At 71.1% G+C, this 26,384-nt stretch carries 24 protein-coding genes, 1 tRNA gene and 1 pseudogene; 13 read left to right on the top strand and 13 right to left on the bottom strand.

Annotated features, from left to right (window positions below):
- Nucleotides 1-209: 209 nt before the first annotated feature.
- Together mshA and ACFYW3_RS30415 are read left to right on the top strand one after the other, a co-directional pair.
- Nucleotides 210-1,592 carry a D-inositol-3-phosphate glycosyltransferase gene (gene mshA / locus ACFYW3_RS30420; RefSeq protein WP_266948911.1) on the top strand — a complete coding sequence of 461 codons (1,383 nt, stop codon included), beginning with the start codon at nucleotides 210-212 and terminating at the stop codon, nucleotides 1,590-1,592.
- On the top strand, nucleotides 1,585-2,076 hold the full coding sequence (locus ACFYW3_RS30415; RefSeq protein WP_389387946.1) for a YbjN domain-containing protein: 492 nt from the start codon (nucleotides 1,585-1,587) through the stop codon (nucleotides 2,074-2,076). Before mshA ends, ACFYW3_RS30415 begins: the two co-directional genes overlap by 8 nt.
- Before the next feature lie 106 nt (nucleotides 2,077-2,182).
- Here ACFYW3_RS30415 and ACFYW3_RS30410 read toward each other — a convergent pair whose 3' ends face one another.
- Complete coding sequence (locus ACFYW3_RS30410; RefSeq protein WP_351753518.1) at nucleotides 2,183-3,523, bottom strand: MFS transporter; 1,341 nt, start codon at nucleotides 3,521-3,523, stop codon at nucleotides 2,183-2,185.
- Between the two features lie 252 nt (nucleotides 3,524-3,775).
- Between ACFYW3_RS30410 and ACFYW3_RS30405 the strand changes: the two genes are divergently transcribed.
- Nucleotides 3,776-4,534: a phosphoglyceromutase gene (locus tag ACFYW3_RS30405; protein ID WP_351753521.1), complete on the top strand. Its 759-nt coding sequence runs from the start codon at nucleotides 3,776-3,778 to the stop codon at nucleotides 4,532-4,534.
- 681 nt (nucleotides 4,535-5,215) lie between these two features.
- Here the strand turns inward: ACFYW3_RS30405 and ACFYW3_RS30400 are convergent.
- The 5 genes and pseudogenes from ACFYW3_RS30400 to phoU form a co-directional block, all read right to left on the bottom strand.
- A pseudogene (locus ACFYW3_RS30400) lies at nucleotides 5,216-5,933 on the bottom strand (tyrosine-type recombinase/integrase); the annotation flags it as partial.
- A 179-nt stretch (nucleotides 5,934-6,112) separates the two neighbouring features.
- A complete protein-coding gene (locus tag ACFYW3_RS30395; RefSeq protein WP_389387945.1) occupies nucleotides 6,113-6,310 on the bottom strand; it encodes a hypothetical protein in 198 nt (65 codons plus the stop codon).
- Between the two features lie 80 nt (nucleotides 6,311-6,390).
- Nucleotides 6,391-6,684 (bottom strand): hypothetical protein, encoded by a 294-nt coding sequence (locus tag ACFYW3_RS30390; protein WP_389387944.1) that lies wholly within the window; start codon nucleotides 6,682-6,684, stop codon nucleotides 6,391-6,393.
- Nucleotides 6,685-6,826: 142 nt separating this feature from the next.
- A complete protein-coding gene (locus ACFYW3_RS30385) occupies nucleotides 6,827-6,976 on the bottom strand; it encodes a hypothetical protein (RefSeq protein ID WP_199826583.1) in 150 nt (49 codons plus the stop codon).
- Between the two features lie 247 nt (nucleotides 6,977-7,223).
- Nucleotides 7,224-7,901, bottom strand: coding sequence for a phosphate signaling complex protein PhoU (gene phoU, locus ACFYW3_RS30380; protein ID WP_053680829.1), 678 nt, complete (start codon nucleotides 7,899-7,901; stop codon nucleotides 7,224-7,226).
- A 239-nt stretch (nucleotides 7,902-8,140) separates the two neighbouring features.
- Between phoU and ACFYW3_RS30375 the strand changes: the two genes are divergently transcribed.
- Together ACFYW3_RS30375 and ACFYW3_RS30370 are read left to right on the top strand one after the other, a co-directional pair.
- Nucleotides 8,141-9,379, top strand: coding sequence for a cell wall metabolism sensor histidine kinase WalK (locus ACFYW3_RS30375; protein ID WP_053680830.1), 1,239 nt, complete (start codon nucleotides 8,141-8,143; stop codon nucleotides 9,377-9,379).
- Nucleotides 9,376-10,056 carry a response regulator transcription factor gene (locus tag ACFYW3_RS30370; protein WP_030009598.1) on the top strand — a complete coding sequence of 227 codons (681 nt, stop codon included), beginning with the start codon at nucleotides 9,376-9,378 and terminating at the stop codon, nucleotides 10,054-10,056. Before ACFYW3_RS30375 ends, ACFYW3_RS30370 begins: the two co-directional genes overlap by 4 nt.
- Before the next feature lie 133 nt (nucleotides 10,057-10,189).
- Here the strand turns inward: ACFYW3_RS30370 and ACFYW3_RS30365 are convergent, their stop codons facing one another.
- Entirely contained in the window at nucleotides 10,190-10,867 is a 678-nt protein-coding gene (locus tag ACFYW3_RS30365; protein WP_389387943.1) for a DUF461 domain-containing protein, read from the bottom strand.
- Between the two features lie 614 nt (nucleotides 10,868-11,481).
- On the opposite strand from ACFYW3_RS30365, the gene ACFYW3_RS30360 reads away from it, so the two are divergent.
- The 6 genes from ACFYW3_RS30360 (at nucleotide 11,482) to ACFYW3_RS30335 (ending at nucleotide 18,232) form a co-directional block, all read left to right on the top strand.
- Nucleotides 11,482-11,964: a CarD family transcriptional regulator gene (locus tag ACFYW3_RS30360; RefSeq protein ID WP_003953493.1), complete on the top strand. Its 483-nt coding sequence runs from the start codon at nucleotides 11,482-11,484 to the stop codon at nucleotides 11,962-11,964.
- A 375-nt stretch (nucleotides 11,965-12,339) separates the two neighbouring features.
- Nucleotides 12,340-13,086, top strand: a complete 747-nt coding sequence (gene ispD, locus ACFYW3_RS30355) for a 2-C-methyl-D-erythritol 4-phosphate cytidylyltransferase (protein WP_351753532.1) — start codon at nucleotides 12,340-12,342, stop codon at nucleotides 13,084-13,086.
- A complete protein-coding gene (ispF, locus tag ACFYW3_RS30350) occupies nucleotides 13,076-13,588 on the top strand; it encodes a 2-C-methyl-D-erythritol 2,4-cyclodiphosphate synthase (protein ID WP_329443523.1) in 513 nt (170 codons plus the stop codon). Before ispD ends, ispF begins: the two co-directional genes overlap by 11 nt.
- A gap of 91 nt (nucleotides 13,589-13,679) precedes the next feature.
- On the top strand, nucleotides 13,680-15,080 hold the full coding sequence (gene cysS / locus ACFYW3_RS30345) for a cysteine--tRNA ligase (RefSeq protein ID WP_351753534.1): 1,401 nt from the start codon (nucleotides 13,680-13,682) through the stop codon (nucleotides 15,078-15,080).
- Between the two features lie 109 nt (nucleotides 15,081-15,189).
- The gene (gene rlmB / locus ACFYW3_RS30340) at nucleotides 15,190-16,161 is read left to right on the top strand and encodes a 23S rRNA (guanosine(2251)-2'-O)-methyltransferase RlmB (protein WP_351753537.1); all 972 of its coding nucleotides are present in this window, start codon (nucleotides 15,190-15,192) and stop codon (nucleotides 16,159-16,161) included.
- A gap of 493 nt (nucleotides 16,162-16,654) precedes the next feature.
- Nucleotides 16,655-18,232, top strand: a complete 1,578-nt coding sequence (locus ACFYW3_RS30335) for a DoxX family membrane protein (RefSeq protein WP_389387942.1) — start codon at nucleotides 16,655-16,657, stop codon at nucleotides 18,230-18,232.
- A gap of 134 nt (nucleotides 18,233-18,366) precedes the next feature.
- Here the strand turns inward: ACFYW3_RS30335 and ACFYW3_RS30330 are convergent, their stop codons facing one another.
- The 4 genes from ACFYW3_RS30330 to ACFYW3_RS30315 form a co-directional block, all read right to left on the bottom strand.
- The gene (locus ACFYW3_RS30330) at nucleotides 18,367-19,137 is read right to left on the bottom strand and encodes an NDP-sugar synthase (RefSeq protein ID WP_389387941.1); all 771 of its coding nucleotides are present in this window, start codon (nucleotides 19,135-19,137) and stop codon (nucleotides 18,367-18,369) included.
- Between the two features lie 52 nt (nucleotides 19,138-19,189).
- Nucleotides 19,190-19,603 (bottom strand): hypothetical protein, encoded by a 414-nt coding sequence (locus tag ACFYW3_RS30325; protein ID WP_351381448.1) that lies wholly within the window; start codon nucleotides 19,601-19,603, stop codon nucleotides 19,190-19,192.
- 292 nt (nucleotides 19,604-19,895) lie between these two features.
- Nucleotides 19,896-20,984 carry a sn-glycerol-3-phosphate ABC transporter ATP-binding protein UgpC gene (locus ACFYW3_RS30320; protein WP_351753545.1) on the bottom strand — a complete coding sequence of 363 codons (1,089 nt, stop codon included), beginning with the start codon at nucleotides 20,982-20,984 and terminating at the stop codon, nucleotides 19,896-19,898.
- A 346-nt stretch (nucleotides 20,985-21,330) separates the two neighbouring features.
- A complete protein-coding gene (locus ACFYW3_RS30315; RefSeq protein ID WP_389387940.1) occupies nucleotides 21,331-22,728 on the bottom strand; it encodes an RNA-guided endonuclease InsQ/TnpB family protein in 1,398 nt (465 codons plus the stop codon).
- Between the two features lie 161 nt (nucleotides 22,729-22,889).
- Between ACFYW3_RS30315 and ACFYW3_RS30310 the strand changes: the two genes are divergently transcribed.
- Nucleotides 22,890-22,965: transfer RNA gene (locus tag ACFYW3_RS30310), tRNA-Thr, on the top strand.
- Nucleotides 22,966-23,059: 94 nt separating this feature from the next.
- Here the strand turns inward: ACFYW3_RS30310 and ACFYW3_RS30305 are convergent.
- Entirely contained in the window at nucleotides 23,060-24,448 is a 1,389-nt protein-coding gene (locus ACFYW3_RS30305) for an NAD(P)/FAD-dependent oxidoreductase (protein ID WP_389387939.1), read from the bottom strand.
- Nucleotides 24,449-24,584: 136 nt separating this feature from the next.
- Nucleotides 24,585-25,307: a methyltransferase domain-containing protein gene (locus ACFYW3_RS30300; protein WP_389387938.1), complete on the bottom strand. Its 723-nt coding sequence runs from the start codon at nucleotides 25,305-25,307 to the stop codon at nucleotides 24,585-24,587.
- Nucleotides 25,308-25,423: 116 nt separating this feature from the next.
- On the opposite strand from ACFYW3_RS30300, the gene ACFYW3_RS30295 reads away from it, so the two are divergent.
- Nucleotides 25,424-26,320, top strand: a complete 897-nt coding sequence (locus tag ACFYW3_RS30295; protein ID WP_389387937.1) for an aminoglycoside phosphotransferase family protein — start codon at nucleotides 25,424-25,426, stop codon at nucleotides 26,318-26,320.
- Nucleotides 26,321-26,384 lie beyond the last annotated feature (64 nt).

Genomic DNA, 26,384 nt, shown 5'->3' with positions numbered 1-26,384 from the left:
GCGCCGAGCGTATGCGGAGCGCACGCCCAACATAAAAATCCGGCAAACGACCGAGGAAAACGGTGCCCGCCGGAATGCGGGGCACGGCCGTACGGGTTGCACTTCTGGAAGAGCGCCGCCCGCGCTCCGTTCGCCATGCCGTCCGCGCGGCACCCGGTGTACGCGTCGTACGAGTCGCCCGAGTCGTCCGAGCGAGAGGAACTGCTCCCTTGAGCCAGTACGTGTCCCGCCTCGGCGGCAGCATCAGCGGTCGGATAGCCGCCGCCCGCAGCACCCGTCACGACCCGCCGCGCCTGCGCCTCCCGGCCGTCGGCCACCACCGCAAGCCGCGCCGCGTCGCCATGCTCAGCGTGCACACCTCACCGCTGCACCAGCCGGGGACCGGCGACGCCGGCGGGATGAACGTGTACATCGTCGAGCTCGCCAAGCGCCTCGCCGCGATCAACATCGAGGTCGAGATCTTCACCCGGGCCACCACCGGAGGGCTTCCACCGGCGGTCGAGCTGGCCCCCGGCGTCCTCGTACGACACGTGGACGCGGGCCCGTACGAGGGCCTCGCCAAGGAGGAGCTGCCGGCGCAGTTGTGCGCCTTCACCCACGGCGTGATGCAGGCCTGGGCCGGGCACCGCCCCGGCTACTACGACCTCGTCCACTCCCACTACTGGCTCTCCGGCCACGTGGGGTGGCTCGCCGCCGAACGCTGGGGCGTGCCCCTCGTCCACGCCATGCACACCATGGCCAAGGTCAAGAACGCCGCGCTGGCCGAGGGCGACACGCCCGAACCGGCCGCCCGCGTCATCGGTGAGACCCAGATCGTCTCCGCCGCCGACCGGCTGATCGCGAACACCGCCGAGGAGGCGGACGAACTCGTACGGCACTACGAGGCCGACCCCGGGAAGGTGGCCGTCGTCCACCCCGGCGTGAACCTCGACCGGTTCACCGTCGGCGACGGCCGCGCCGCCGCCCGCGCCCGCCTCGGGCTGCCCCAGGACGCCGTCATCCCCCTCTTCGCGGGCCGCATCCAACCCCTCAAGGCCCCCGACGTCCTGCTGCGGGCCGTCGCGGAGCTGGTGGACCGGGACCCGACGCTGCGCGGGCGGCTCTTCGTCCCCGTCGTCGGCGGGCCGAGCGGCAGCGGACTCGCCAAGCCGGAGGGGCTGCAGAAGCTCGCGGCGAAACTCGGCATCGCGGACCTCGTGCACTTCCAGCCGCCGGTCGCGCAGGACCGGCTCGCGGACTGGTTCCGCGCGGCCTCCGTCCTGGTCATGCCCTCGTACAACGAATCCTTCGGGCTCGTCGCCCTGGAGGCCCAGGCCACGGGCACGCCCGTCCTGGCCGCCGAGGTCGGCGGCCTGCCGGTGGCCGTCAACGACGGGGTCACGGGCATCCTCGTGCCCGGCCACGACCCGGTGGACTACGCCCGCGAGCTGCGGCGTTTCGTGGACGACCCGGGGCTCACGGACCGGATGGGCGGCGAGGCGGCCCGGCACGCGCAGTTCTTCGGCTGGGACACCGCGGCGGCGGGCACGGCCGACGTCTACACCGCGGCCATGCATGATCATCGCCGTCGCGTACGCTCCCACCATGGCTGAAACCGCCGCGATCATCGAAGCCACTCTGAACGGCGCCGAGCTGAGCTGGGAGAACCCGGACCCGGGCACGTACGTCGTCCAGCTCCCCGGCACCCGCAAGCTCTCCACGACCTGCTCGCTGCGGGTCGGCAAGCACTCCCTGTCGGTCAACGCCTTCGTCATCAGGCACCCCGACGAGAACGAGGCGGGCGTCCACCGCTGGCTGCTGGAACGCAACCTCAAGCTGTACGGGATGGCCTACGCCGTCGACCGCCTCGGCGACGTGTACCTGACGGCCCGACTCCCGCTGACCGTGGTCACCCCGGACGACCTGGACCGACTCCTGGGCACCGTCCTGGAGGCGGCGGACGGCGCCTTCAACACCCTGCTGGAACTCGGCTTCGCGAGCGCCATCCGCCGCGAGTACGAGTGGCGGGTCTCCCGCGGCGAACCGACCTACAACCTCGACGCCTTCAAGCACCTGACCCGCCCGGCAAGCACCTGACCCGCCCGGCAAGCACCTGACCCGCCCGGCACGCGCCTGACCCGCCCGGAGCGACGCTCCCGTCGGGTGCGCGCGAGTCCGCGCGGCACCGGCGCGGCGGGCCGCGTCAGAGTTCGGCCGGGGTCGCGGCCGGAGTCCGCTCCGGCGTAGGCGCCTGGACCACCGCGGCGGGCTGGGCCGCCGGCACCTGGGCCGGGACCGGAGCCTCGACCACCGCGACCGCCGGCGCCGCCGACTCGCCCACCTCGGGCAGGTTGCGCATCAGCAGCCAGTAGCCCAGCGCCGCCACCGTGCCCAGACCGGCGGTGCCGGCCCACAGCCAGGAAGCGCCGAACCGGTCGATCGTGAACCCCGCCATCAGGGGCGCCACCAGCGAGGCCACGGCCCAGGACATCGTGTACATGCCCTGGTAGCGGCCCCGGCCGTGCAGCGGGGACAGCCGGGCGACCAGCCCCATCTGGGTCGGCGAGTTCACGATCTCGGCCAGCGTCCACACGCACACGGCCAGCCCCAGGCTCCACACGGCGCCGCCGAAGGCCGTCAGCGCGAACCCGTACCCGGCCAGCAGCGCCGACAGGACCAACAGCATCCGCGGGTCCCGGTGCTCGATGAATCGGGTGACAGGGATCTGGAGCAGCACGATCAGCACCCCGTTCACGGCGATGACGAGTCCGTAGTCACCCGTGGAGAATCCGGCCTCGCCCATGGCCAGCGGCAGTCCGAACGAGCCCTGCATGAAGATCAGCGAGATCAGGAACGACAGCCCGACCACACCCATGTACCGGCCGTCCCGCAGCACCGTCCCCATCCCGATCTCCGGCTCGGCCGCCGCCTTCTCCGCGGCGCTCTTCTCCGGCCGGGACTCGGGCAGCTTCACGAACACCAGCACCGCGCACACCAGGGTCAGCGCGGCCTCGCCCAGGAACCCGGCGAGGTAGCTGTACTCGGCGATGAACCCCGCCACCGTCGCGGACACGGCGAACCCCAGGTTGATCGCCCAGTAGTTCAGCGCGAAGGCCCGGACCCGGTCCTCCGGCCGCACGATGTCCGCCATCATCGCCTGCACCGCCGGGCGCGAGGCGTTCGAGGTCATGCCGACCAGCAGGGCCACCGCGGCGATCGCCGCCGGGTGTTCCATGAAGCCCAGCAGCGCCACCGAGAACGCCGTGGACGCCTGCGCCGCCACCAGCGTCGGCCGCCGCCCCAACCGGTCGGTCATCACCCCCGCGACCAGCGAGGACACCACACCACCCAGCCCGTGCAGGGCCACCACCAGACCGGCGAACGAGCCCGAGTATCCCCGCTCCAGGGTCAGGTACAACGTCATGAACGTCGCGACGAAAGCCCCGAGCCGGTTGACGAGGGTGCTCGTCCACAGCCACCAGAACGCGCGCGGAAGACCCCCCACGCTTTCCCGGGCAATCCGTGTCAAACGATCTGTGAACATACGGATTCCCCCAGGAGATGGACCAGATGTAAGCGTCTCTACGTAAGCGTCTCTACGGCTTTCCGCAGGCTACGAACGCCCGAGGTGCCCCGCCAGTCAATTGACGCCGAGCGTCAAACGAGCCCCTCCCGCGGCCCGAACGAGAGGGTCCCGAGACCCGTGCGGGCGGGCCGGCGCGGCCCGTACGAAAGGCCCCCGACGCCCCTGGACACCGCGCGCGAGCGCCCCGGGGCGTCCATTAGGCTCGTACGCATGGCCGACGCACCGTACAAGCTGATCCTCCTCCGCCACGGCGAGAGCGAGTGGAACGCGAAGAACCTGTTCACCGGCTGGGTGGACGTCAACCTCAACGAGAAGGGCGAGAAGGAGGCGGTCCGCGGCGGTGAGCTGCTCAAGGACGCCGGCCTGCTCCCCGACGTCGTGCACACCTCGCTCCAGAAGCGCGCGATCCGCACCGCGCAGATGGCGCTCGAGGCAGCCGACCGCCACTGGATCCCCGTCCACCGCTCCTGGCGCCTGAACGAGCGCCACTACGGCGCCCTCCAGGGCAAGGACAAGGCCCAGACCCTCGCCGAGTTCGGCGAGGAGCAGTTCATGCTGTGGCGCCGCTCGTACGACACCCCGCCGCCGGCCCTCGAAGACGGCACGGAGTACTCGCAGTCCGAGGACCCGCGCTACGCGACCATCCCGCCGGAGCTGCGCCCGAAGACCGAGTGCCTCAAGGACGTCGTCGTCCGCATGCTGCCGTACTGGTACGACGGCATCGTCCCGGACCTGCTCGCCGGCCGCACCGTCCTGGTCGCCGCGCACGGCAACTCGCTGCGCGCCCTGGTCAAGCACCTGGACGGCGTTTCCGACGCCGACATCGCGGGCCTCAACATCCCGACCGGCATCCCGCTCGCCTACGAGCTGGACGCCGAGTTCAAGCCCCTCAAGCCGGGCGGCACCTACCTCGACCCGGCCGCCGCGGCGGCCGCCATCGAGGCCGTCAAGAACCAGGGCAAGAAGTAACCCCACACACGGAACAGCCCCCCACCTGCCGTTTCCCGGCGGGTGGGGGGCTTCTCGTTGTGCCGGGGCCGTCTATGGGCCGTCTGTCAGATCCTTCGGCGCTGCGGCCTCAACGTGGAGATCCGTGCGCGACAGATGATCGGGCCAGCACACATCGCGGCAATCTCGGGTGGCACGCTCGCCCAGACTGCCAGTGCAGCGCCTCCGATGCCGATCAAGATGGACTGAGATTCGCGCAGGCGTACGTCGATCGCTAAGCCCCACTGTGAGACCATGGGTACCTTCCAGTGCAGTCAGTTCAGGTCATGGCGGACATGCTTCTGGGAAATGAGGCCGCCTCCTGCATGAGGCGGCCTTTCCTTTTCGGGGACTCTAGAGGAAATTCTGCCTCATTCGCAACCTTCCCAGGCGGAAGGGCGTGACGGCTATTTGCTGCATTCTAGTTATGCCGGAGCCGTCGAGCTCGCAGCTCCTCGACCCCTCGACCCCTCGACCCCTCGACCCCTCGACCCCTCGACCCTTGGAGTCTTGGGGTCTTGGGGTCTTGGGGTGTCGATCCTTGTGGCACTCAGAGGCGCATCTCCCCGTAATGCATTTCGTTGAAATGCCTGCCCGTGTAATGCATTGCAATGAAATGCATTATCGAGGAGGTGGGGGTTCGGGTCGCTCCGTCGGTAGAGGCTACTGCGAGGGTGGGCGGCGGTAGGTGTTTGTTATGGCTTGACGTGTTCGTTCCTGGCTATTCGGCATCAGATGCGCGTAGACGCGCAGCGTGAGGCCTGCGTCCGAGTGGCCCAGGTACTCGGCGAGCGCCTTCACGTTCTCCCCTGCGTCCAGCAGCACCGACGCGTAGAAGTGCCGCAACGCATGCATCCCGTGCTCCCGGGCGGCGGCATAGCTCCCCTGCCCCTCCTCCCGCTCCGCGATGACGCCCGCGGCGGCGAGGGCCGGCTTCCACTGGTCGGCGTTGAACATGCCCCGCCACACGTGGCCGCCCATCGGCGCGGTGAACAGGAGCCGCTTTGTCGCCGGCGGCCCACCCGCCACACCCCACGGCAGGGTGATCGCGACAGGCGGGCACCGCTTCATGTGCGCCCGCAGCGCATCGGCCACCGGACCCGGCAACGGCACGTCCCGGAGCTTGCCGCCCTTCGGGGGAGCGAAGACGGGCTTGCTCCGGCTCAGCTTGAGCTGCTGGACCACGTGCACCGTGTCCGCGGCGAAGTCGATCGCGTCCACGTCGATGCCCAGGATCTCGCCCTGCCGCAGCCCACACCCGGCACCCAGGTCCACTGGCGCGCGATACCGCTCCGGCATCCGCCTGCACCGCGAAGACCCGCTCGGCGGTCCACGGGATCACCCTTCTGGCCTCAACCGTCGGTGCCTTCACCGACCGCGCATGGCGTCGAGGTCCTCTCTTCGGCCGGGTGCCTGGTGATGAAGAGGGCGTCAGCTCTGTCCCCGGAGTAGATCCCCCTTCCACGGCCCACGGACGGCGCGGCGCCGGCGATGTCCCGGCGCCCCGGGCTGGGCCGCGGAGATCGGGCGAGCAGCCGAAGCGGTGGGCACGGAGCCCGTTCAGTGGTCGTCGAGCGCCTCGGCGAACGCATCGGGCTGTTCGCGCCGGAGGACTTCCCAGCGGTCGTGGTAGGCCAGGACGGCCTCCTGGAGGGAGCGTCCGAGGTGTTCGTGGATGGTCTTGATCGCGGAGATGGTGCGGCCCGCGAGGATCTCACTGTCGGCGACGGTCAGGGGCGCCGCGGTGTTCTCGTCCATGCGGCAAGGTCGCATGCGGAGTGGGTGGAGCGCCGCTGATTTTCGGGCCTAAGGGGCCTACGGGGCCCGCCGCGCCCCCGTCACGGCCTGTCGCGGGCCGAGGCGGAGCGGCGGCGCAGGGAGAAGCGGGACACGTCGGCCGCGCATTGGATCGTGAGGCCGACGAAGACCAGTGGGAGCACCGTCCACTCCAGGCCGAACATCAGCAGCGAGCTGCCGGCCCAGAACATCGGACGGGTCATCCGGATCGCCGTGTCCACCGGGTCGGGGGCGGGCCCTTCGCGCACGAACCGGATCACCGAGGCGACCGTGACCACACCGGCGAACACACCGAACAGTGCGAAGGCCCACCAGAAGCGCGCGAAGAAGTCCACGGGTCGAACCTAGGTCACACGGGGATCCCGTACGTGTTATCCAGGTGAACTCAGCTCTCTTTCAAGGGAGTTCGCGCGCACGAAGGGCCCCGGCCGACGGGGTCGGACGGGGCCCTCGCGTACGTGGATCCGGCGGGCGGGGTCAGCCGCCGCACTGGCAGGGGGCGCCGGACTGGCAGCCGCAGCCGCAGCCGGAGCCGCATCCGCAGGCCGCGAGCAACGGGAGACGGAGCGGCTCCCGGGGTTGCGGCTGCTCGTGTTCCGGGGTGATGGGGACGGGGGAATCGGACATGGATCCTCCTCGCAGGCGGCGTGCGCACAGGTCGTCGTCGTACGGCGTGGTGCCTTCGTGCCTTCGTGCCTTCGCCTCATTCATGCCCAGCCGCACCGGCGCGTCAACGGCGCATTGGGGCTCGCCCCGACCCGCCGGCGCCCGCCCCGGACGCGAACGCCACCCACCCCGCCCTACGCCCGCCCCGACCCCGTCCGACGCGTCCGGCGCATCACACGCGTCCGACGCATCACACACGTCACACGCGTCAGATGCCCTCCACCTGCGTGGGCTGCTGCAGCTCGTCCGCGTGCTCACCCGTCACCAGGTACACGACGCGCTTCGCGACCGACACCGCGTGGTCCGCGAACCGCTCGTAGTACCGGCCCAGCAGCGTCACGTCGACGGCCGTCTCGATGCCGTGCTTCCAGCGGTCGTCCATCAGGTGCTGGAACAGCGTGCGGTGCAGCTGGTCCATCTCGTCGTCGTCCTGCTCCAACTGGAGGGCCAGGTCGACGTCCTTCGTGATGATGACCTCGGCCGCCTTCGCCATCAGGCGCTGCGCCAACTGACCCATCTCCAGGATGGTCGCGTGCAGGTCACGCGGCACCGCCGTGTCCGGGAACCGCAGCCGCGCCAGCTTCGCCACGTGCTGCGCCAGGTCGCCGGAGCGCTCCAGGTCGGCGCTCATCCGCAGCGAGGTCACGACGATGCGCAGGTCGGTGGCGACCGGCTGTTGCCGGGCCAGCAGGGCGATGGCACGCGCCTCCAGGTCGTGCTGGAGATCGTCGACCTTCTGGTCCCCGGCGATGACGCTCTCGGCCAGCTTCAGGTCGGCGTCGAGCATGGAGGTCGTGGCCCGCCCGATCGCGGAACCGACGAGCCGGGCCATCTCGACCAGGCTTTCTCCGATCGAGTCCAGTTCCTCGTGGTACGCGTCGCGCATGGTGGTCCCTCTCTCGACTGCTCGCCCGCTGATGTCGCGGACTCTTACTACTACTACTACTACTGCCCTATCGCTGCGTGGCTTCTTGCCTCACGTTGCCACGGTGGGCCTCGAACGCGTCCGACTCCGGCACCGCAAGTGAATCAACCCCGTCGCCAGGGTGAACTCTGGGCGACGAGTGTTCGAGCTGCCACCCGAACGGCTGTGGAAGTGTCGTTGCACCTGCTTAACCTGGGTGCATGGACGTGAACGCGGCGGTCGCCGCAGCTGCAGCGATCGCCGGTCTTTGCACCGGTGTGATCGCGATGCTGGCGTTCCGCTGGAGCGAGCGCGACCAGGCCCGCCCCACCCGGAGCTCCATGCGCCCCGACATCAACGCGGTGCTCCCGCCCGGCGTGGACACCGTGCTGTCCGTGCTCCGCTCCTCCGCCGTCGTCCTCGACGAGGGCGACGCGGTGGTCAAGGCCAGCTCGGCGGCGTACGCGCTGGGGCTGGTCCGCGGCGGCAAGCTCGCCGTGGAACCCATGCTCCACATGGCGCGCGACACCCGCCGGGACGGCGAGATACGACAGATCGAACTGGACCTGCCCCGCCGCGGCACCGGCCGCGGCGAGGCCCTCGCGGTCTCCGCCCGCGTGGCACCGCTTGGCTCCCGCCTGGTGCTGCTGCTCGTCGAGGACCTCACCGAGGCCCGCCGCATCGAGGCGGTGCGCCGCGACTTCGTCGCGAACGTGTCGCACGAGCTGAAGACCCCCGTCGGGGCGATCTCCCTCCTCTCGGAGGCGGTCATGGACGCCTGCGACGACCCCGAGGCGGTCAGCCGCTTCGCGGGCCGCATGCAGATCGAGTCCACCCGCCTGATCAACCTCGTACAGGAGCTCATCGACCTCTCCCGGGTGCAGAACGACGAGGCCCTGGAGGACGCCGAGCCCGTGCGGGTGGACACCCTGGTGGCCGAGGCCATCGACCGCTGTCGCCACACGGCCACTTCCAAGCAGATCACCATGGCCGCCGGCGGCACCGCCGAACTGCGGGTGTGGGGGCATCGGGGGCAGCTGGCGGCGGCCCTCGGAAACCTGGTGGAGAACGCCGTCAACTACAGCCCGGCCCGGACCCGCGTCGGCATCGCCGCGCGCCGGGTCACCGCGCCGGGAGGAGACTTGATCGAGATAGCCGTGACCGACCAGGGCATCGGCATCCCGGAGAAGGACCGCGAGCGTGTCTTCGAGCGCTTCTACCGTGTGGACCCGGCCCGCTCCCGCGCCACGGGAGGAACCGGACTGGGCCTCGCGATCGTGAAGCACGTGGCGGCATCGCACGGCGGGGAGGTGTCGGTGTGGAGCTCCGAGGGCCAGGGCTCCACGTTCACCCTGCGCCTGCCCGAAGCGGCCGCGCAGGCCCCTGCGACGGCCCCCGCACCCGCCCGACCCCTGCTTGAAACAGAAACAGCCATCCCTGCCCCGGAGGTCCTTCCGTGACCCGAGTGCTCGTCGTCGAGGATGAGGAATCCTTCAGCGACGCCCTGTCCTACATGCTCCGCAAGGAGGGCTTCGAGGTCGCGATCGCCGCGACCGGGCCCGACGGGCTCGACGAGTTCGAGCGCAACGGCGCCGACCTCGTGCTCCTCGACCTGATGCTCCCCGGCCTGCCCGGCACCGAGGTCTGCCGGCAACTGCGCGGCCGTTCCAACGTTCCCGTGATCATGGTGACGGCCAAGGACAGCGAGATCGACAAGGTCGTCGGGCTGGAGATAGGAGCCGACGACTACGTCACCAAGCCCTTCTCCTCGCGGGAGCTGGTCGCCCGCATCCGCGCGGTGCTGCGGCGCCGCGGCGAGCCGGAGGAGGTCACCCCGGCGGCCCTGGAGGCCGGTCCGGTACGGATGGACGTGGACCGGCACGTGGTCACCGTCTCGGGTGGCAAGGTGGACCTCCCGCTCAAGGAGTTCGACCTGCTGGAGATGCTGCTGCGCAACGCGGGCCGCGTACTGACCCGCATGCAGCTCATCGACCGGGTCTGGGGCGCCGACTACGTGGGCGACACCAAGACCCTCGACGTCCACGTCAAGCGCCTGCGCGCCAAGATCGAGCCGGACCCGGGCGCCCCGCGCTACCTGGTCACCGTGCGCGGCCTGGGCTACAAGTTCGAGCCGTAGACCGGCGCCGCCGATCCGACCCGACCCGGTCCGACCCGTGTCGGATCGGACCGCACAACCGAGAACGGGAAGGGCCCCCGACCGCCGGAGCGGTCGGGGGCCCTTCCCGTACGTACGTCGTGACGGCCGGGGCTCAGTGCCCGGCGCTCTGCGACGGGGAACCCGAGGGCTTGCCCGAGGCCGCGCCCGACGGGGTGCCCGCCGCCGACCCGGAGGGGCCGCCGGACGGGGTGCCCGAGGGGGACCCGGAGGCGGAACCGGACGGGGAGGCCGACGGGCTCGGCGCGGCGACCGGGGCCACGGTCGGGCCGTAGCCCGCGTACATGCCCGCGGCCGGGACCACGAAGGCGTCCAGCGCCACGTCGCCGGTGCTGCTGAGCTGGAAGGTGACCTTCTGGACGTTGCCGTCCTCGACGGCCTCGCGGCCGCCCACGACCACGGCGGAGGCGTTGCCCGTGCCGCCCAGGACGATGGAGCCGCCGGCAGGCACGGTGATCTTGCCCGCGCCCTCGGCGTTCTTCAGGACGACCTTGCTCTTGCCACCCGCGAGGGTGATGCCGTCAAGGGTCTGCGCCTGGGTGCCGGTGTTGAAGACCGTCGCCGAGACGGCCGCCGGGCCCTTCTTGTCCTGCTCGCTCTGGGTGATCACCAGGGCGTTCTGGATCTTGATGTCGCCCTTGGTGATGGCGGCGTTGTCCGGCTTGATCTCGAGGGTCTGGGCGTTGTTGCCCGCTCCGCATGCGGCGAGCGCAGCGATCGAGAAGACGACGGCGGTAGCGGCGAGGGCGCCGCGTCGAAGGCTGCGGCTCACGGCGGCGGCAACTCCTTGGACGTTCGGACGGAGGGTGGACGCCCCCAGCCAGTGCGCTGGGAGGTTCCCCCTGGGGCGGCTGAGGTAAAGCCGTCCTAAGGGTGTGTCAGCGCGCTTAGGTTACCGAGCCGCCGCCCCGCCCCCGCACCCGACCCTCCGCAGTGCGCCGGCCGCCCTGCGCCGGTTCCGCGATCACCCCGCGATCTTCGGGGGATCCGTCCGTGATCTCGCATTCCCCATATCGTGCGCGGGCCGTTCGGTGATCAATTCCGGGATTCCCTCGAACACCCCTCGATGATCAATTCGGGGATTGGGCCGGAACCGCTCCGTACGTCCGCCCGCCAGTCGAACGGAGTAGTCGGGTTTTCGGTTGCGGAAACGGGCAAAACGGGATGTACATCACACTGGACGGGGTGCCTGTCAGGTGTAACGTGGCCGTTTCTCCTGGTCCGCACAGCGCCTCCGACCTGCGATTACCCCCTTCCGGAAGCCCTCCGCAGCACGTTCGCCTCGCTGTTGTCAAGCCCCGAGATGGGCCCTGACCTGCGAAAACGCCATTCATAACAGTCCGTTCTCGTGTTACCCTGGATAGCCACGGAAGGGGTACCTGTCACATGACGTTCAAGGTTGGCGACACCGTGGTCTATCCCCATCACGGGGCCGCGCTGATCGAGGCCATTGAGACTCGTCAGATCAAAGGCGTGGACAAGACCTACTTGGTGCTCAAGGTCGCCCAGGGCGACCTGACGGTTCGTGTGCCTGCGGACAATGCGGAGTTCGTCGGCGTTCGCGACGTAGTCGGCCAGGACGGGCTGGACCGGGTCTTCGAGGTGCTTCGCGCACCGTATGCCGAAGAGCCGACGAACTGGTCCCGGCGCTACAAGGCAAATCTGGAGAAGCTCGCTTCTGGCGATGTCATCAAGGTCGCCGAAGTCGTGCGTGACCTGTGGCGTCGTGAGCGTGAGCGCGGGCTTTCCGCGGGTGAGAAGCGCATGCTCGCCAAGGCGCGCCAGATCCTGGTGAGTGAACTCGCGCTCGCCGAGAACACCAACGAGGACAAGGCCGAGGCTCTCCTCGACGAGGTTCTCGCGTCCTGACGCGAACACCGGTCGCACACAACCGGTCGTACACAGTCGTGCCGCGGTGCCCGATGACAAGGAAACTTGTCGCCGGGCGCTGCGGCATGTCTGTACCCATGCCTGTGCGTACTGCCTGCGCTGCTTGTTCTGCCTGCGCTGCTTGTTTCACGGAACTTCCGCGGAACGCGCTCCGCGATGCCCACCCTGCTGCTTTTCACCCTGCTGGTTTTCACACTGTGGTGCAAGCCTCACCGAGGTGCGGATCCCACTGGCGTGCCGGGTCCGGGCAGCCGGCTCGACCGGTCGTCACGGAAGGGGCGAGGGCGTCGCACCCGGCACCCTTGAGGCCATACCCATGTCGGCCGAAGTCACAAACCTGGCTCGGAGCTACTGATGTCTGACGAAACGCGTACCCCCCGCACCGCCGCCGTGATCCCGGCGGCCGGGCGCGGGCTGCGCCTGGGTCCCGGCGCCCCCAAGGCGCTGCGGACCCTCGGTGGGATCCCCATGCTGATCCACGCCGTCCGCGCGATGGCCCGCTCCCGCGCGGTCTCCCTCGTGGTGGTCGTCGCCCCGCCCGACGGCGCACCCGAGGTGCGCCGCCTGCTCGACGAGCACGCCCTGCCCGAGCGGACCGAGATCCTCGTGGTGCCCGGCGGGGAGACCCGTCAGGAGTCCGTGCGCGCCGGGCTCGACGCGCTGCCGGCCGACGTCACCGCCGTGCTGATCCACGACGCGGCCCGGCCGCTGGTTCCCGTGGACACCGTCGACTCCGTCGTGGAGGCCGTCCGTCGGGGCGCCCCCGCCGTGGTGCCGGCGCTGCCGTTGGCCGACACCGTCAAGGAGGTCGAGCCCGGCGGGCCCGGCGAGCCCGAACCGGTGGTCGCCACGCCCGAACGGGCCCGACTGCGCGCCGTGCAGACCCCGCAGGGCTTCGACCTCGCCACTCTCGTACGGGCCCACGAGCGGGTCGCCGTACGGGGCGAGGGCGCGACCGACGACGCCGGCATGGTCGAACAACTGGGCGTCACCGTCGTGGTGGTGCCCGGCCACGAAGAGGCCTTCAAGGTCACCCGTCCGCTCGACCTGGTCCTCGCCGAGGCCGTACTCGCCCGCAGGAGGGCCACCGATGCCTACTAGTCCCCTGATCCCGATCCCGCAGGTCGGCATCGGCACCGACGTGCACGCCTTCGAGACCGGCCGCGAACTGTGGTGCGCGGGCCTGCTGTGGGAGGGGGAGGACGGCCTCGCCGGTCACTCCGACGGCGACGTCGCCGCCCACGCGGCCTGTGACGCCCTCTTCTCGGCCGCCGGCGTCGGCGACCTCGGCGCGCACTTCGGCACCTCCCGCCCCGAGTGGTCCGGCGCCGCCGGGGTCACCCTGCTGGCGGAGGCCGCCCGGATCGTCCGGGCCGAGGGCTTCGAGATCGGCAACATCGCGATCCAGGTGATCGGCGTCCGCCCGAAGATCGGCAGGCGGCGCGAAGAGGCACAGAAGGCGCTCGCCGCCGCCGCGGGCGCCCCTGTCGCCGTGTCCGGGACCACGACCGACGGCCTGGGTCTGACCGGCCGGGCCGAGGGTCTCGCCGCCATCGCCACGGCCCTCGTCTACCGGACGAACAGCGGGAAATCGCCCGAGTGAGAACGTTCGCGCCGGGTCTCGCGCCACAAACGTCACCCCGCGTCCCCAAAGGGTCGCGGGGCACTGCTACGCGCGCACTACCCTGGATGCCGTGACTATTCGCCTGTACGACACCAGCGCCCGGCAGATCCGTGACTTCACCCCCCTCACGCCGGGCTGTGTCTCGATCTACCTCTGCGGCGCCACGGTGCAGGCCGCCCCGCACATCGGGCACGTCCGTTCGTACCTGAACTTCGACATCATGCGCCGCTGGTTCGCCTACCGCGGCCTCGACGTCACCTTCATCCGCAACGTCACCGACATCGACGACAAGATCATCGCGAAGGCCGAGACACAGGGCCGTCCCTGGTGGTCGATCGGCTACGAGAACGAGCGCGCCTTCAACGACGGCTACGACGCGCTGGGCTGCCTCCCGCCCACGTACGAGCCCCGCGCCACCGGTCACGTGCCGGAGATGATCGAGATGATGCGCACGCTCATCGAGCGCGGTCACGCCTACGAGGCGGACGGCAACGTCTACTTCGACGTGCGTTCCTTCCCCGGCTACCTGGAACTCTCCAACCAGAACATCGACGACCTGCGCCAGCCCTCCGAGAAGGGCATCACGGGCAAGCGGGACCCCCGCGACTTCGCGATGTGGAAGGCCACCAAGCCCGGCGAGCCGGACTGGGAGACCCCCTGGGGCCGCGGTCGTCCCGGCTGGCACCTCGAATGCTCCGCCATGGCGCACAAGTACCTCGGCAGTGCCTTCGACATCCACGGCGGCGGGCTCGACCTGATCTTCCCGCACCACGAGAACGAGATCGCCCAGGCCAAGGCCTTCGGCGACGAGTTCGCGAAGTACTGGGTGCACAACGCCTGGGTCACCATGTCCGGCGAGAAGATGTCCAAGTCCCTCGGGAACTCGGTCCTCGTCTCCGAGATGCTCAAGCAGTGGCGCCCGATCGTCCTGCGCTACTACCTCGGCACCCCCCACTACCGCTCGATGATCGAGTACAGCGAGGAGTCGCTGCGCGAGGCGGAGTCGGCCTTCGCGCGCATCGAGGGTTTCTACCAGCGTGTCATCGAGAAGGCCGGCGGCCCCGTGGAGCCCGCCGCGGAGGTGCCGCTCGCCTTCGCCGAGGTCATGGACGACGACCTCGGCGTCCCGCAGGCGCTCGCCATCGTCCACACCGCGGTCCGCCAGGGCAACAGCGCCCTGGCCGCCGACGACAAGGACGCGGCGATCGCGCGCCTGTCCGAGGTGCGGGCCATGCTGGGCATCCTCGGCCTGGACCCGCTCGACCCGCACTGGGCCGGCGAGACCGACCGGGGCGAGGACCTGCACGGCGCCGTGGACACGCTCGTACGCCTCGTCCTGGAACAGCGCGAGTCCGCCCGCGGCCGCAAGGACTGGGCGACCGCCGACACCATCCGCGACCAGCTCCAGCAATCCGGCCTGGTCATCGAGGACAGCCCCACGGGACCCCGTTGGACGCTCGGCCCCCGCTGAGCCCACCGGAGCAGTACCACCGGAGCAGTCCGACTGTGCCGCCCGGCCCCCCGGGCGGCACACTCTTCATACGTACACACCGCAGCACCAACGAAAACAGGTAGAAGTCATGGCCGGGAACAGCCAGCGCAGGAACCGCCGCACGTCCAACAAGAAGGGCGCGACGGTCGGCAGCGGTGGCCAGCGGCGCAGGGGCCTGGAGGGCAAGGGCCCCACGCCCAAGGCCGAGGACCGCAAGAAGCACAAGGCGAACCGCATCAGCAACGCGATGGCCCGGCAGGCGGCCAAGCGCCGCCCGGCCCCGCGCCGCGGCGGTCCCAAGGGCACCAGCGAGATGGTCGTCGGCCGCAACTCGGTCTTCGAGGCGCTGCGTGACGGTGTTCCGGCCACGACCCTGTACGTCCAGCAGTTCATCGAGAACGACGAGCGCGTCCGCGAGGCCCTCCAGCTCGCGGCCGAGCGCGGCAACATCAACCTGATGGAAGCCCCGCGCCCCGAGCTCGACCGGATGACCAACGGGCTCAACCACCAGGGCATGGTGCTCCAGGTCCCGCCGTACGAGTACGCGCACCCGGAGGACCTCACCGCCGCCGCCTACGACAACGGCGAGGACCCGCTGATCGTCGCCCTCGACGGCGTCACGGACCCGCGCAACCTCGGCGCGATCGTCCGCTCCGTCTCCGCCTTCGGCGGCCACGGCGTGGTCATCCCCGAGCGCCGCGCCGCCGGCATGACCGCCGGTGCCTGGAAGACCTCGGCCGGCACGGCCGCCCGTACCCCGGTCTCCCGCGTCACCAACCTGACGCGCGCCCTCCAGGACTACAAGAAGGCCGGCATCACCATCGTCGGCCTCGCCGCCGAGGGCACCCACACGGTGAACGACCTGGAGGCGCTCGCCGGTCCCGTCGTCATCGTCGTCGGTTCCGAGGGCAAGGGCCTGGGCCGTCTGGTCGGCGAGAACTGCGACTACCTCGTCCGGATCCCGATGCCCGGCGGCGCCGAGTCCCTCAACGCGGGTGTCGCCGCGGGCGTCGTCCTGTACGAGGCCGCACGCCGCCGTGCCGAGGCTCCCCGCCTCTGAACCGCGCTTGATCGCCGGCTTCGCTCCGTACCCCGGTTCGTACTCCGGTCCGTCGGAAGGACGCCCCCCAGGGGTGGCTTCCGGCGGACCGGCGTACGGGTCACCGGTGTGGGGTCAGTTCCCCAGGCCCGCCAGACGGGCGCGCAGCAGGGCCGCCATCGTGAAGGCGTCGGTGATCCGGCCGTCCGCGACCATCGCCTCCGCCTCGGCGAACGGCACCGTCAGCGCACTGCGGATGCCTTCCCCGCCGTCAGGCCTTCCGCCCCCGCGGAGGGCTCTTCCGGTTCACCTGACTGTTCCTGTTCGGACGTGCGAATGGACATGTGCGGCTCCCCCCAGATGACCGACTGACACAACTCCCTTGATTCTCCCACCAGATGGGGTCGCGCCGCCGAACATTGGTTCCATCTCGCCACATCCGATGGGATCTTGACGGGTCTCGGACAGATCCCTGACGTCAAGGCAGTGTCCTAAGCGTTGATCACTCGGTTAGATGAGTGTGGACACCAGAACGTCAGGGTTCGACGACCAGCCCGCGCTGAGCATGGTCAAGGTGCCGTGCGACCCCGCACAGGTCATCGTCAACCACGCCAGCTTCCGCGTGCGGCTCGCACCGAGCCCGAGCGCGCGTTCCAAGCCCGCGAACGCCCCCGGCCGCGCCCCCGTCCTCGGCGTCGCGGCCGCGGCCGCCGTCGCCGGGGCCACCCGCCGCCGGGCCCCCGTCGTCTGGAGCGGCAAGGCCGCCCCCGGCGACCCCGCGGCCATGGGGGGACTCCTCCAGGCCGTACGGGAGGCCGGGCGCGGCTCCGACTACGACGGCGGCGCCACCCAGACCATCCCGCGCGTCGACCTCGCGCAGGACCTCGCCGACAACACCCTCGCCACGCCGACCGTCATCGGCCAGCGCAGCTACGGAGACCCGGACGAGACGCGTCGGTTGGCCGCCGTACGAGACCTGTCGTACGACCCGCGCGACGGCGACGGGCCGGGCGGTGGAACCGGGGCGGACTCCCGCCGGGCCTCCGTCGACTCCCGTGCCCAGGCCCAGTACTACCCCGGCCGCCGGATGAACCTGGGCGTCGTGCTGCTCCCGCTGCGCGTCTTCCTCGGTTTCATCTCCATCTACGCCGGCATGGGCAAGCTGTGCGACCCCGTCTACTTCGACGGCGGCGAACGCGGCTCCATGGTGACCTGGCTGCACACCCTCCAGCCGTGGGCACTCGCCGAACCGCTGCGCGACTTCGCGCTCGCCCACCCGGTCGGCGCCGGCCTCAGCGTGGCCTTCCTCCAGGTCATCGTCGGTGTGCTGACGGTCTTCGGCCTGTGGCAGCGGTTCGCCGCCTGCTTCGGGGCGCTGCTGTCGGCCGCCCTGCTGATGACGGTCGGCTGGAAGACCGTCCCCGCCTACGACGCGCCCGACATCATCTACCTGGCCGCCTGGAGCCCGCTGATCATCGCCGGTGCCCCCGTCTACTCCCTCGACGGACGCCTCGCCGGCGAGGCCTGGCGCACCCTCGGCCCGCGCAGCGAGGTCTGGCGGCTGCGCCGGCGCGTCCTGCGGCGCGGCGCGGTCATGGCCGCCGTCGTCTGCGGACTCACCCTGCTCATCGGCTCGCTGCTCGGCGGCGCCGTCCGTTCCACCGCCGTGGTCACCGTCCCCGGGCCGGGCCGCGCCCCCAGCAACTACCTGCCGGGGACCCCGCTGCCGCAGACCCCGACCAAGCAGCAGCCGTCGCCCCGACAGTCCACCCCGAAGCAGCCCGCGAAGAAGGCCTCGCCGTCGGCCGGGGCCTCCGCCCCGACCAGCAAGTCGAGCCGCGGCAGCACCGGTTCCCCGGCACGCGAGACCGCCGGTGCCGGAGCGCAGTCACCCTCCGCGACCCGCGGCGCCGGCAGCCAGAGCAGCCCGCGCAGCAGTGCCCCGCGCCAGTCCAGCCCGCAGAAGGCACCGTCCTCGTCCTCCGGGAACGGCAGCGCGGGCAGTGCGACGGGCGGCAACGGAAGCGGTGGCGGCAGCGGAGGCGCCCCGGCCAGGAAGCCCGGTCTGGTGGGCGGCCTGATCGGCGGCTGACCCGACGGAACGGCGGAACGCGAAAGGGCCCGGCGCGCGAGGAGCGTGCCGGGCCCTCTCGCGCGCCGGTTCGGTGGCGGGTTCCGTGGTGCGAACGATCGGGCGGGAGAGCGCCCGGGCGAGAGGGGAAACGCTCAGGTGCCGCTCTGCGCGGCCAACTCCCTCGCGGCCTCGGTGAGGTCCTTGGCGGTGTCGATGGCCCGCCAGTAGGCGCCCTGGGGCAGCGGAAAGCCCGCCAGGCGACGTTCCCGGGCCAGCCGAGGGAAGGTGGTCCGCTCGTGATCCCCCAACTCGGGCAGGAGTTCGGTGAATTCGGGACCGAAGACGTACACGCCCGCGTTGACCGGATAAGGCGACGGCGGGGCCTCGATGAAGTCCAGCACCTGCCCGAACTCGTTCGTCTCCACCACCCCCCACGGGATCCGCGGACGGGCCAACGCGAGCGTCGCGGTCGCACCGCGCTCCGTGTGGAAGGCCGCCATCTCCCGCAGCGAGAACCGGGTCCAGATGTCGCCGTTGGTCGCGTACCAGGGCTCGTCGGGGTACGGGAGCCGGCGCGCCGCGTACTTCAGGCCGCCGCCACGCCCCAACGGCTCCTCCTCGACCACCGTGGTCACCCGCAGCGGCAGGCGCGCCCGGGCCAGCCAGTCCTGGAGGACCTGCGCGAGATGCCCGCAGGACACCACCGCGTCGGTGACCCCTTCCGCGGCCAGCCAGGCGAGTTGGTGCCCGATGATCGGGATGCCCGTGCCCGGGATCTCGACCATCGGCTTCGGCCGGTCGTCCGTGTACGGGCGCAGCCGCGAACCCTGGCCGCCCGCCAGGATCACTGCCTGGGTCGGGTGGGCCGGGAACGCGGCCGCGTCATGGGTGGATTGGGGTGCTGCGGAGGGAACGTCGGTCATGGCGGTCAGAGTAGGGAGGCCCCGACTCCGGCGGAGGGCGACGCGGCGTGCGTCAGCCCATGGAGGCGACGCCGGTCGCGTACGAGGTGTCGCACACGGGCCGGGCGAACGACTGGGCCTTCGTGGGCCCGTACGCGTCCACCGCGGCGCGCCCGAGCGCCCGCGCGATGCCCACGCAGTGCGCGGCGAGGGATGGACGCCGGTCCACCTCCTGCTGGAGGTGCGTCAGGACGGCCCCGGGCTGTGCGCCGTCCTGCAGCTCGGTGAGCAGCTTGTCGCGCAGCACGTCCTGTGCGGCGCGCGGCTTCGCGGGGACGGACACACCCTCGGCGGACGCGGTCAGGACCTGGGACGAGGACGTGTCCGCCCAGGGGACCATGGTGACCGCGAGGGTGCCGGACAGGACCAGGACGACGGGCAGGACCAGGGCGAGGGAACGGCCGATACGGCGGGCAGAGTGGGTCACGAGGGCGAGAGTAGCGCTCGGTGAGGATTTGGCGACATTTAGTCACTCGGTCGGGGGATGGTTCGACGTGGTTTTTCGAATAGGGGGTTGACGAGTAGGGCTGAATGGCCCGGTCTGCCGGGGTTCCCGCGGGGGTTGGCGGGGTATTGGGCGCCGGGGCCGGCGCGGGTTCGGCCGCCGTTCTCGCGGACCGCGCCGGCGCCGCGCGCAACTCGCGCCGAAGGGGCGCCCCTTGGCGGAGCGCCCCTTCGACGTGTCACCCGTTCACGGCTCATCCGCCGCCGTGTGGACGTCAGTCGGAGAGGCGGGCGCCCGAGGACGTCGAGAACACGTGGATCTCGCCGCCGCGCGGCACCACGTGCAGGGTCGAGCCCTTCTCCGGGACCTGCCGGCCGTTCACGCGGACCACGATGTCCTGCTTGCCCTCGGCCTCGGAGGTCGAGCCGTAGACGTAGCCGTCGGCGCCGAGCTCCTCGACCACGTTCACGGTGATGGTCAGGCCGCCCGTGTCGCCGATGTCGAAGTGCTCGGGGCGGACGCCCACCGTGACGGTGCGGTCGCCCGCGTCGGCGGCGGCGGACAGCGCCTCGCGCGACACCGGGACGACGCTGTCGCCGAACTTCACGCCGCCGTCGGTGATCGGGACCTCGACCAGGTTCATGGCGGGCGAGCCGATGAAGCCGGCGACGAAGAGGTTCGCGGGACGGTCGTACATGTTGCGCGGGGTGTCCACCTGCTGGAGCAGGCCGTCCTTGAGGACCGCGACGCGGTCGCCCATCGTCATGGCCTCGACCTGGTCGTGGGTGACGTAGACGGTGGTGATGCCGAGGTCGCGCTGGAGGGCGGCGATCTGCGTACGGGTGGACACGCGGAGCTTGGCGTCGAGGTTCGACAGCGGCTCGTCCATCAGGAACACCTGCGGCTTGCGGACGATCGCCCGACCCATCGCGACGCGCTGGCGCTGGCCGCCGGAGAGGGCCTTCGGCTTGCGGTCGAGGTACTGGGTGAGGTCCAGCATCTTCGCCGCGTCCTCCACCTTGCGGCGGATGGTCGCCTTGTCCTCGCCGGCGATCTTGAGCGCGAAGCCCATGTTGTCGGCGACGGACATGTGCGGGTAGAGCGCGTAGTTCTGGAACACCATCGCGATGTCCCGGTCCTTGGGCGGCAGGTGCGTGACGTCGCGGTCACCGATGCGGATGGAACCGCCGTTGACGTCCTCCAGGCCGGCGAGCATGCGCAGCGAGGTGGACTTGCCGCAGCCGGAGGGGCCGACGAGGACGAGGAACTCGCCGTCCTGGATCTCCAGCTGGAGCTGGTCCACGGCGGGCTTGTCGCCGCCGGGGTACAGCCGGGTCGCCTTGTCGAAAGTGACAGAAGCCATGGTGATGAATCCCTTCTACCGGCAGGAACGTGCCGGACGATCCGAGTGGAAGGTCTAGTCCAGTAATCGGACTCCGCCCGACGCTACCCCGGCCGCGCCCGTTCTGTCAGCACCCGGAGGGCGGCGACTTGGGTGCCCGCAGGGCCGGCCGGCCAGAGCAACGCATTTTTGACCTCGGGGCAGAGGGGTTTCCTCTTGTTCCCCTTGTCGCCCTCGCGAGCGACGTTTCCTGCTTCACGGTCCGCTGCCGGCCGGCCGGCCCCTGGGGGACACACCGGAGGGACTGACGCGAACTCCACAGGCGAGAAGACCGACGGCCCGTCGGCCCGTATGCCCGGTCACAGCACTAGGTGGTGGGACACCGAGGAAGTTCCGAGGCTCGGATGACGGCGGGCACCGCCTGGTCCGGTGCCAAGGCCATGGCCACCTGCCGGTACAACCGCAGTCCTTCGTCACGCAGGTTCACGGCGGCGTTGACGTCGCGGTCGTGAGTGGCCCCACACGCGGCGCAGCTCCACGACCGGACGGACAGGTCGAGCCGCTCGCCCTTGGTTCGGCAGGCGGAGCAGCGACGTGTCGACGGGAAGAACCGGTCCACGATCACCAGGGTGCGGCCGTACCAGGCGCACTTGTAGCGGAGCAGGCGCAGGAACTCGCCCCACGCGGCATCGAGGATCGACCGGTTGAGCCCGGCCTTGCCCCGGCGCGTGGCTCCGGAGGAAGCTCGGGTCAGCTGTGCGACGGCCAGATCTTCCACGACGAGCACTTGGTTCTCGCGCACGAGGCGGGTGGTGAGCTGGTCGAGCCCGTCCTGCCGGGCGTCGCTGAGGGAGGCGTGGAGCTTGGCGATCCGCTCCCGGGCCTTGCCTCTGTTGCGCGATCCCTTCTGCTTGCGGTGCAGATCCTTCTGGAGTCGGCGCAGCTTCTTCGCATGCTTCTTCAACAGCCCGGGGTGCGCCGCCGTGCTGCCGTCGTCCAGGGTCACCAGGGCGGCCAGGCCGAGATCCAGACCGACGGCCCGAGGGGTGGTCGTGCCGGGAGTGAAGGCGGCGGGCAGGGGCTCGATGTGTTCTTCCACGAGGGCGTGGAGGAAGTAGCGGCCGGCCCGGTCGCGGATCACCGTCAGTTTGATCGGCGTCACACCGGACGGCATGGGACGGGACCAGCGCACGTCCAGCGGTTCGTTGTGCTTGGCCAGGGTGACCTGTCCCGTGCCCGGTCGCTCGGGATCCTCGTGCAGGCGAAAGCCGGTACGGACGTAGGTCGCCGAGTCTCGCGATCGATGCCTGCGCTTGGGCCGGGGATGCCTCGCGGTCCCCCTGAAGAAGCGGGTGAAGGCGGAGTCGAGGTGACGCAGCGACTGCTGGAGCACGGTCGACGAAACGTCTTGGAGCCAGGCCGTCTCCTCCGCTCGCCGCCATCCCGTCAGGGCGCGGGAGGTCTCGGCGAAGCCCACGGACACGTGGTGATCACGCCAGGCGTTCGTGCGCAGGGCGAGACCTTCGTTGTAGACCCACCGACAGGCTCCGAACGTCTGAACCAGCTGTCGGGCCTGTGATTCCGTCGGATGGAAGCGATAGCGGTACACGCGTTGTCGTGTTCCCGGTTCCTTGACCCGGCCGGCCACCGGCTTGGCCGCGCGCCCTCGATGCTTGCGCTGGTCGGGGATGCCCAGGACCTCTCGCTTGACCCGTCCGGCCTCGTCGCCGACGACGCGCGTTCCTTGATCCGCGGCTGCTGCCACGATCTTCCCCCCAGCCCTACGGTCCGATGGTCGGATGTGAACTCCCGTACGGAGAACGAACGTGGGGGCGAGGGGTTACGAGGCCCGGAAAGTTCTTCGCGAGGCGGTCTGGCGGCTGTGTAGAGTGAAGGCGATTCTGCGTGCCGCGCAGCGTCGCATGTGCCGCCTTAGCTCAGTTGGTAGAGCAGTTCACTTGTAATGATCAGGTCATCGGTTCGATTCCGATAGGCGGCTCCACCCCAGGTCGGACACGTGCCGACCCGGAGAGTTCAACGGGTACGAAGGCCCCGGATCCTTGTGGTCCGGGGCCTTCGGCGTGTGTCGGTGGGGGTCAGTGGCGGCCCGACACGCGGTTCGCGAGGCGGGCCAGGGCGGTGGTGTTCGGGGTGCCGGTGGCGCTCTCGCGGCGGTCCGCCCGGCGGTAGGCGGCGTACAGGGCGTGGACGCCGAGCCAGCGGAAGGGCTCCGGCTCCCAGCGGCGGACGCGGTGGTCGACCCAGGGGAGGGTGGTCAGTTCCGTGGCGTCGCCCAGGACGAGGTCGCGCAGGGTGCGGGCGGCGAGGTGGGAGGTGGCCACGCCGGAGCCGACGTAGCCGCCGGCCCAGCCGAGGCCCGTGAGGCGGTCCAGGGTGACGCCGGCGCACCAGTCGCGGGGGACGCCGAGTACCCCGGACCACGCGTGGGTGATCTCCGTACCGGCCAGCTGCGGGAAGAAGGAGGTCAGGAGGGTGGTGAGGGCGGTGACGGTGGCGGGGTCGGTGCTGCCCGTGTTCTCGGCGCCGGCCGCGCGCGAGGCGAAGCGGTACGGGGCGCCGCGCCCGCCGATCGCGATGCGGTCGTCGGCGGTGCGCTGGGCGTACATGTAGGCGTGCGCCATGTCGCCCAGCACCTCCCGGCCGGACCAGGCGAGGGAGTCCCAGACCTCGGGAGGCAGCGGGGCCGTCGCGATCATCGAGGAGTTCATCGGGAGCCAGGACCGCTTCTGGCCCTTGAGGGCGGCCGTGAAGCCCTCCGTGCAACGCAGTACGTACGGGGCGCGGACGGTGCCGTGGAGGGTGACCGCCCGGCCGGGGGCGATGTCGGTGACGGGGGTGGACTCGTGGATGACGACGCCCAGCCGTTCGCAGGCGGCGGCCAGGCCCAGGACGAGCTTCAGGGGGTGGACGCGGGCGCCGTGCGGGGACCAACTGGAGCCCATGGCGTCGGCGATGTCGACGCGGGCCCGGGTGTCGGTGGCGTCGTACAGCTCGCGGTCGCTCTCGCCGAAGGCGAGCTCGGCGGCGTGGAAGGCCTTGAGGCGGGTCAGTTGGGCGGGGGTGCGGGCGACTTCGAGGACGCCGCCGTGGTGGATGTCGGCGTCGATGCCCTCCTTGGCAGCGGTGCGGATGACCTCCGAGACGGTGTCGTTCATGGCTCGCTGGAGGCTACGCGCGGCGTCGTGGCCGTGGAGTTCGGCGTAGCGGTCGCGGCCGGCGACGCCGTTGTAGAGCCAGCCGCCGTTGCGGCCGGAGGCCCCGTAGCCGCAGGTCTTCTGCTCCAGGACGGTGACGCGGAGGTCGGGTGCGGAGGTCTTGAGGTGGTAGGCGGTCCACAGGCCGGTGTAGCCGCCGCCGACGATGACGACGTCGGCCGTGGCGTCGCCGGTGAGGGGGGTGCGGGGCGGCCGGGGGGCGCCGGCGTCCGTCGCGTGCCAGAAGGAGATTCCGCCGTTGATCGTCATGGGGGAGTTGCTACACCTCGTCGCGAAGGGGTGTCCAGGGACGCGGTGCCGGGTCCCGGGGCGGGATCCGCGGCCTTCTGGCTGATGCGGCGGGTGCGCGGGGGGACGTACGCGCGCCGTCGTCCGGGGGTGGGTCTCAGGGGCGGCGGCCGGCCACGAACCAGCGGGCGGGCAGCATCACGGGGGCGCCGTCGGCGCCGGTCTCGCTCATCGCCAGGGCCGTCTCGCCCTCGTCGAGGACGTGCAGGCCGGCGCCGCGCAGCAGCCCGGCGATCTCGCCCTCGGCGACCTCGCCGGGGCGCAGGTCGTGTTCCTTGACGCGGCGCAGTTTGAGGGAGGGCCCGCCGGTCCGTTCGGCGTGGGCCTGGAGGACGGCTTTGGCCTCGCCGGTCGGCTCCAGGACCAGCGCCCGGCCGCGGTCCCCGACGAGGGCGGCGACGGAGGCGGCGACCGCCGGCCGGTCCTCGGGGTCGCTCTGGTGCAGGACGGCCCGCATGTAGACGTGGGTGTCGCCGAGCCGGTCGTGGAGGGCGTGGGCCTGGGCCTCTTCGGCCAGGTTCAGTTGCTCGTACGCGGCGGTGCCCGCGGGGTCGGCGCGGCGGGCGTGCGCGACGGCCGCCGCGCTGAGGTCGACGCCGACGACGACGGCGAACCGGCCGGCGAGGTGGCGGGTCTGGGTGCCGTTCCCGCAGCCGAGGTCCGCGAGGGGCAGGGCGGGGTCGGCGTGGGGGGTGAGCAGGGCGATGTCCCGTTCGGCGGTCAGGGAGGCGTCCGCGTCCCAGAACGGTTCGCCCGGTTCGCCGTTGCTCTGCTCCCAGAAGCCGTCCCAGGCCTTGCGGTAGCGGTCGGACACGGTCATGTGTGGTTCTCCCTCGGTGCTCCGGCCTACCGGTGTCGACGGGGTGCGTACCCCGGGTGGCGGCGGGTCATCCGGGGTCCGGCGCGGCACAGGTGTGCGGACGTAGGGTCGGGAGGATGGTGGAGATTCCGACCGGATTGGTCGAGGCCCAGATCAGGTACAACGGCGACGCGGGGCGGGATTTCATCGCCGCGTTGCCGGCGCGGGCGGCGGAGTTCCTGGAGCGGTGGGCGCTGACGCGGACGGGCCCGGGGATGCACGGGGTGACGGCGCTGGTGCTTCCGGTGGAGCGGGCCGACGGGACGCCGGCCGCGCTGAAGTTGCAGGTGCTGGACGAGGAGAGCGCGGGGGAGCCCCTCGCGCTGCGGGCGTGGGGCGGGGACGGCAGCGTACGGCTGCTGGACCACGACGCGTCGACGGGCACGATGCTGCTGGAACGGCTGGACGCGGACCGGCACCTGTCGGTGCTCGCCGCCCGGGACGTGCGGCAGGCGGTACGGGTGATCGCGGAACTCTTGGCGCGGTTGACGTCCGTGCCGGCGCCGGCGGGGCTGCGCGGGCTGGGCGATGTGGCGGGCGCGATGTTGGCGGACCTTCCGGGCGCGCTCGGGCGGGTGGACGAGCGGGGGCGCGGGGTGCTGCGCGCCTGCGCGGCGGCGGTGGCGGAGGTGGTGGGGGAGCCGGGGGACCGGCTGCTCCACTGGGACCTGCACTACGACAACGTGCTCGCGGGCGGGCGGGAGCCGTGGTTGGCGATCGACCCGAAGCCGCTGTCCGGCGATCCGGGCTTCGACCTGATGCCGGCGATCGGCGACCACTTCGCGGCGGACGACGTGTGGTGGCGCTTCGACCTGATGACGGAGGTGATGGGCCTGGACCGGGATCGGGCCCGTGCCTGGACGTTGGGGCGGGTGTTGCAGAACTGCCTGTGGGACGTGGAGGACGGGGAACCCTTGCAGGAGGAGCAGTTGGTGACCGCCGAACTGCTGTTGGCCGGCCGCCGGGCGGGGTGACGGCTGCCGGGCGGGACGTCGGTCGCCGGGCGGGACGATGGCCGCCGGGCGGGACGATGGCCGC

The organism is Streptomyces sp. NPDC002602 (assembly GCF_042889445.1).
In the GTDB taxonomy this organism is placed as follows: Bacteria; Actinomycetota; Actinomycetes; order Streptomycetales; family Streptomycetaceae; genus Streptomyces.
The sequence above is the reverse complement of the archived record's forward strand: the minus strand, read 5'-3'. Positions and strand labels throughout refer to the sequence as shown.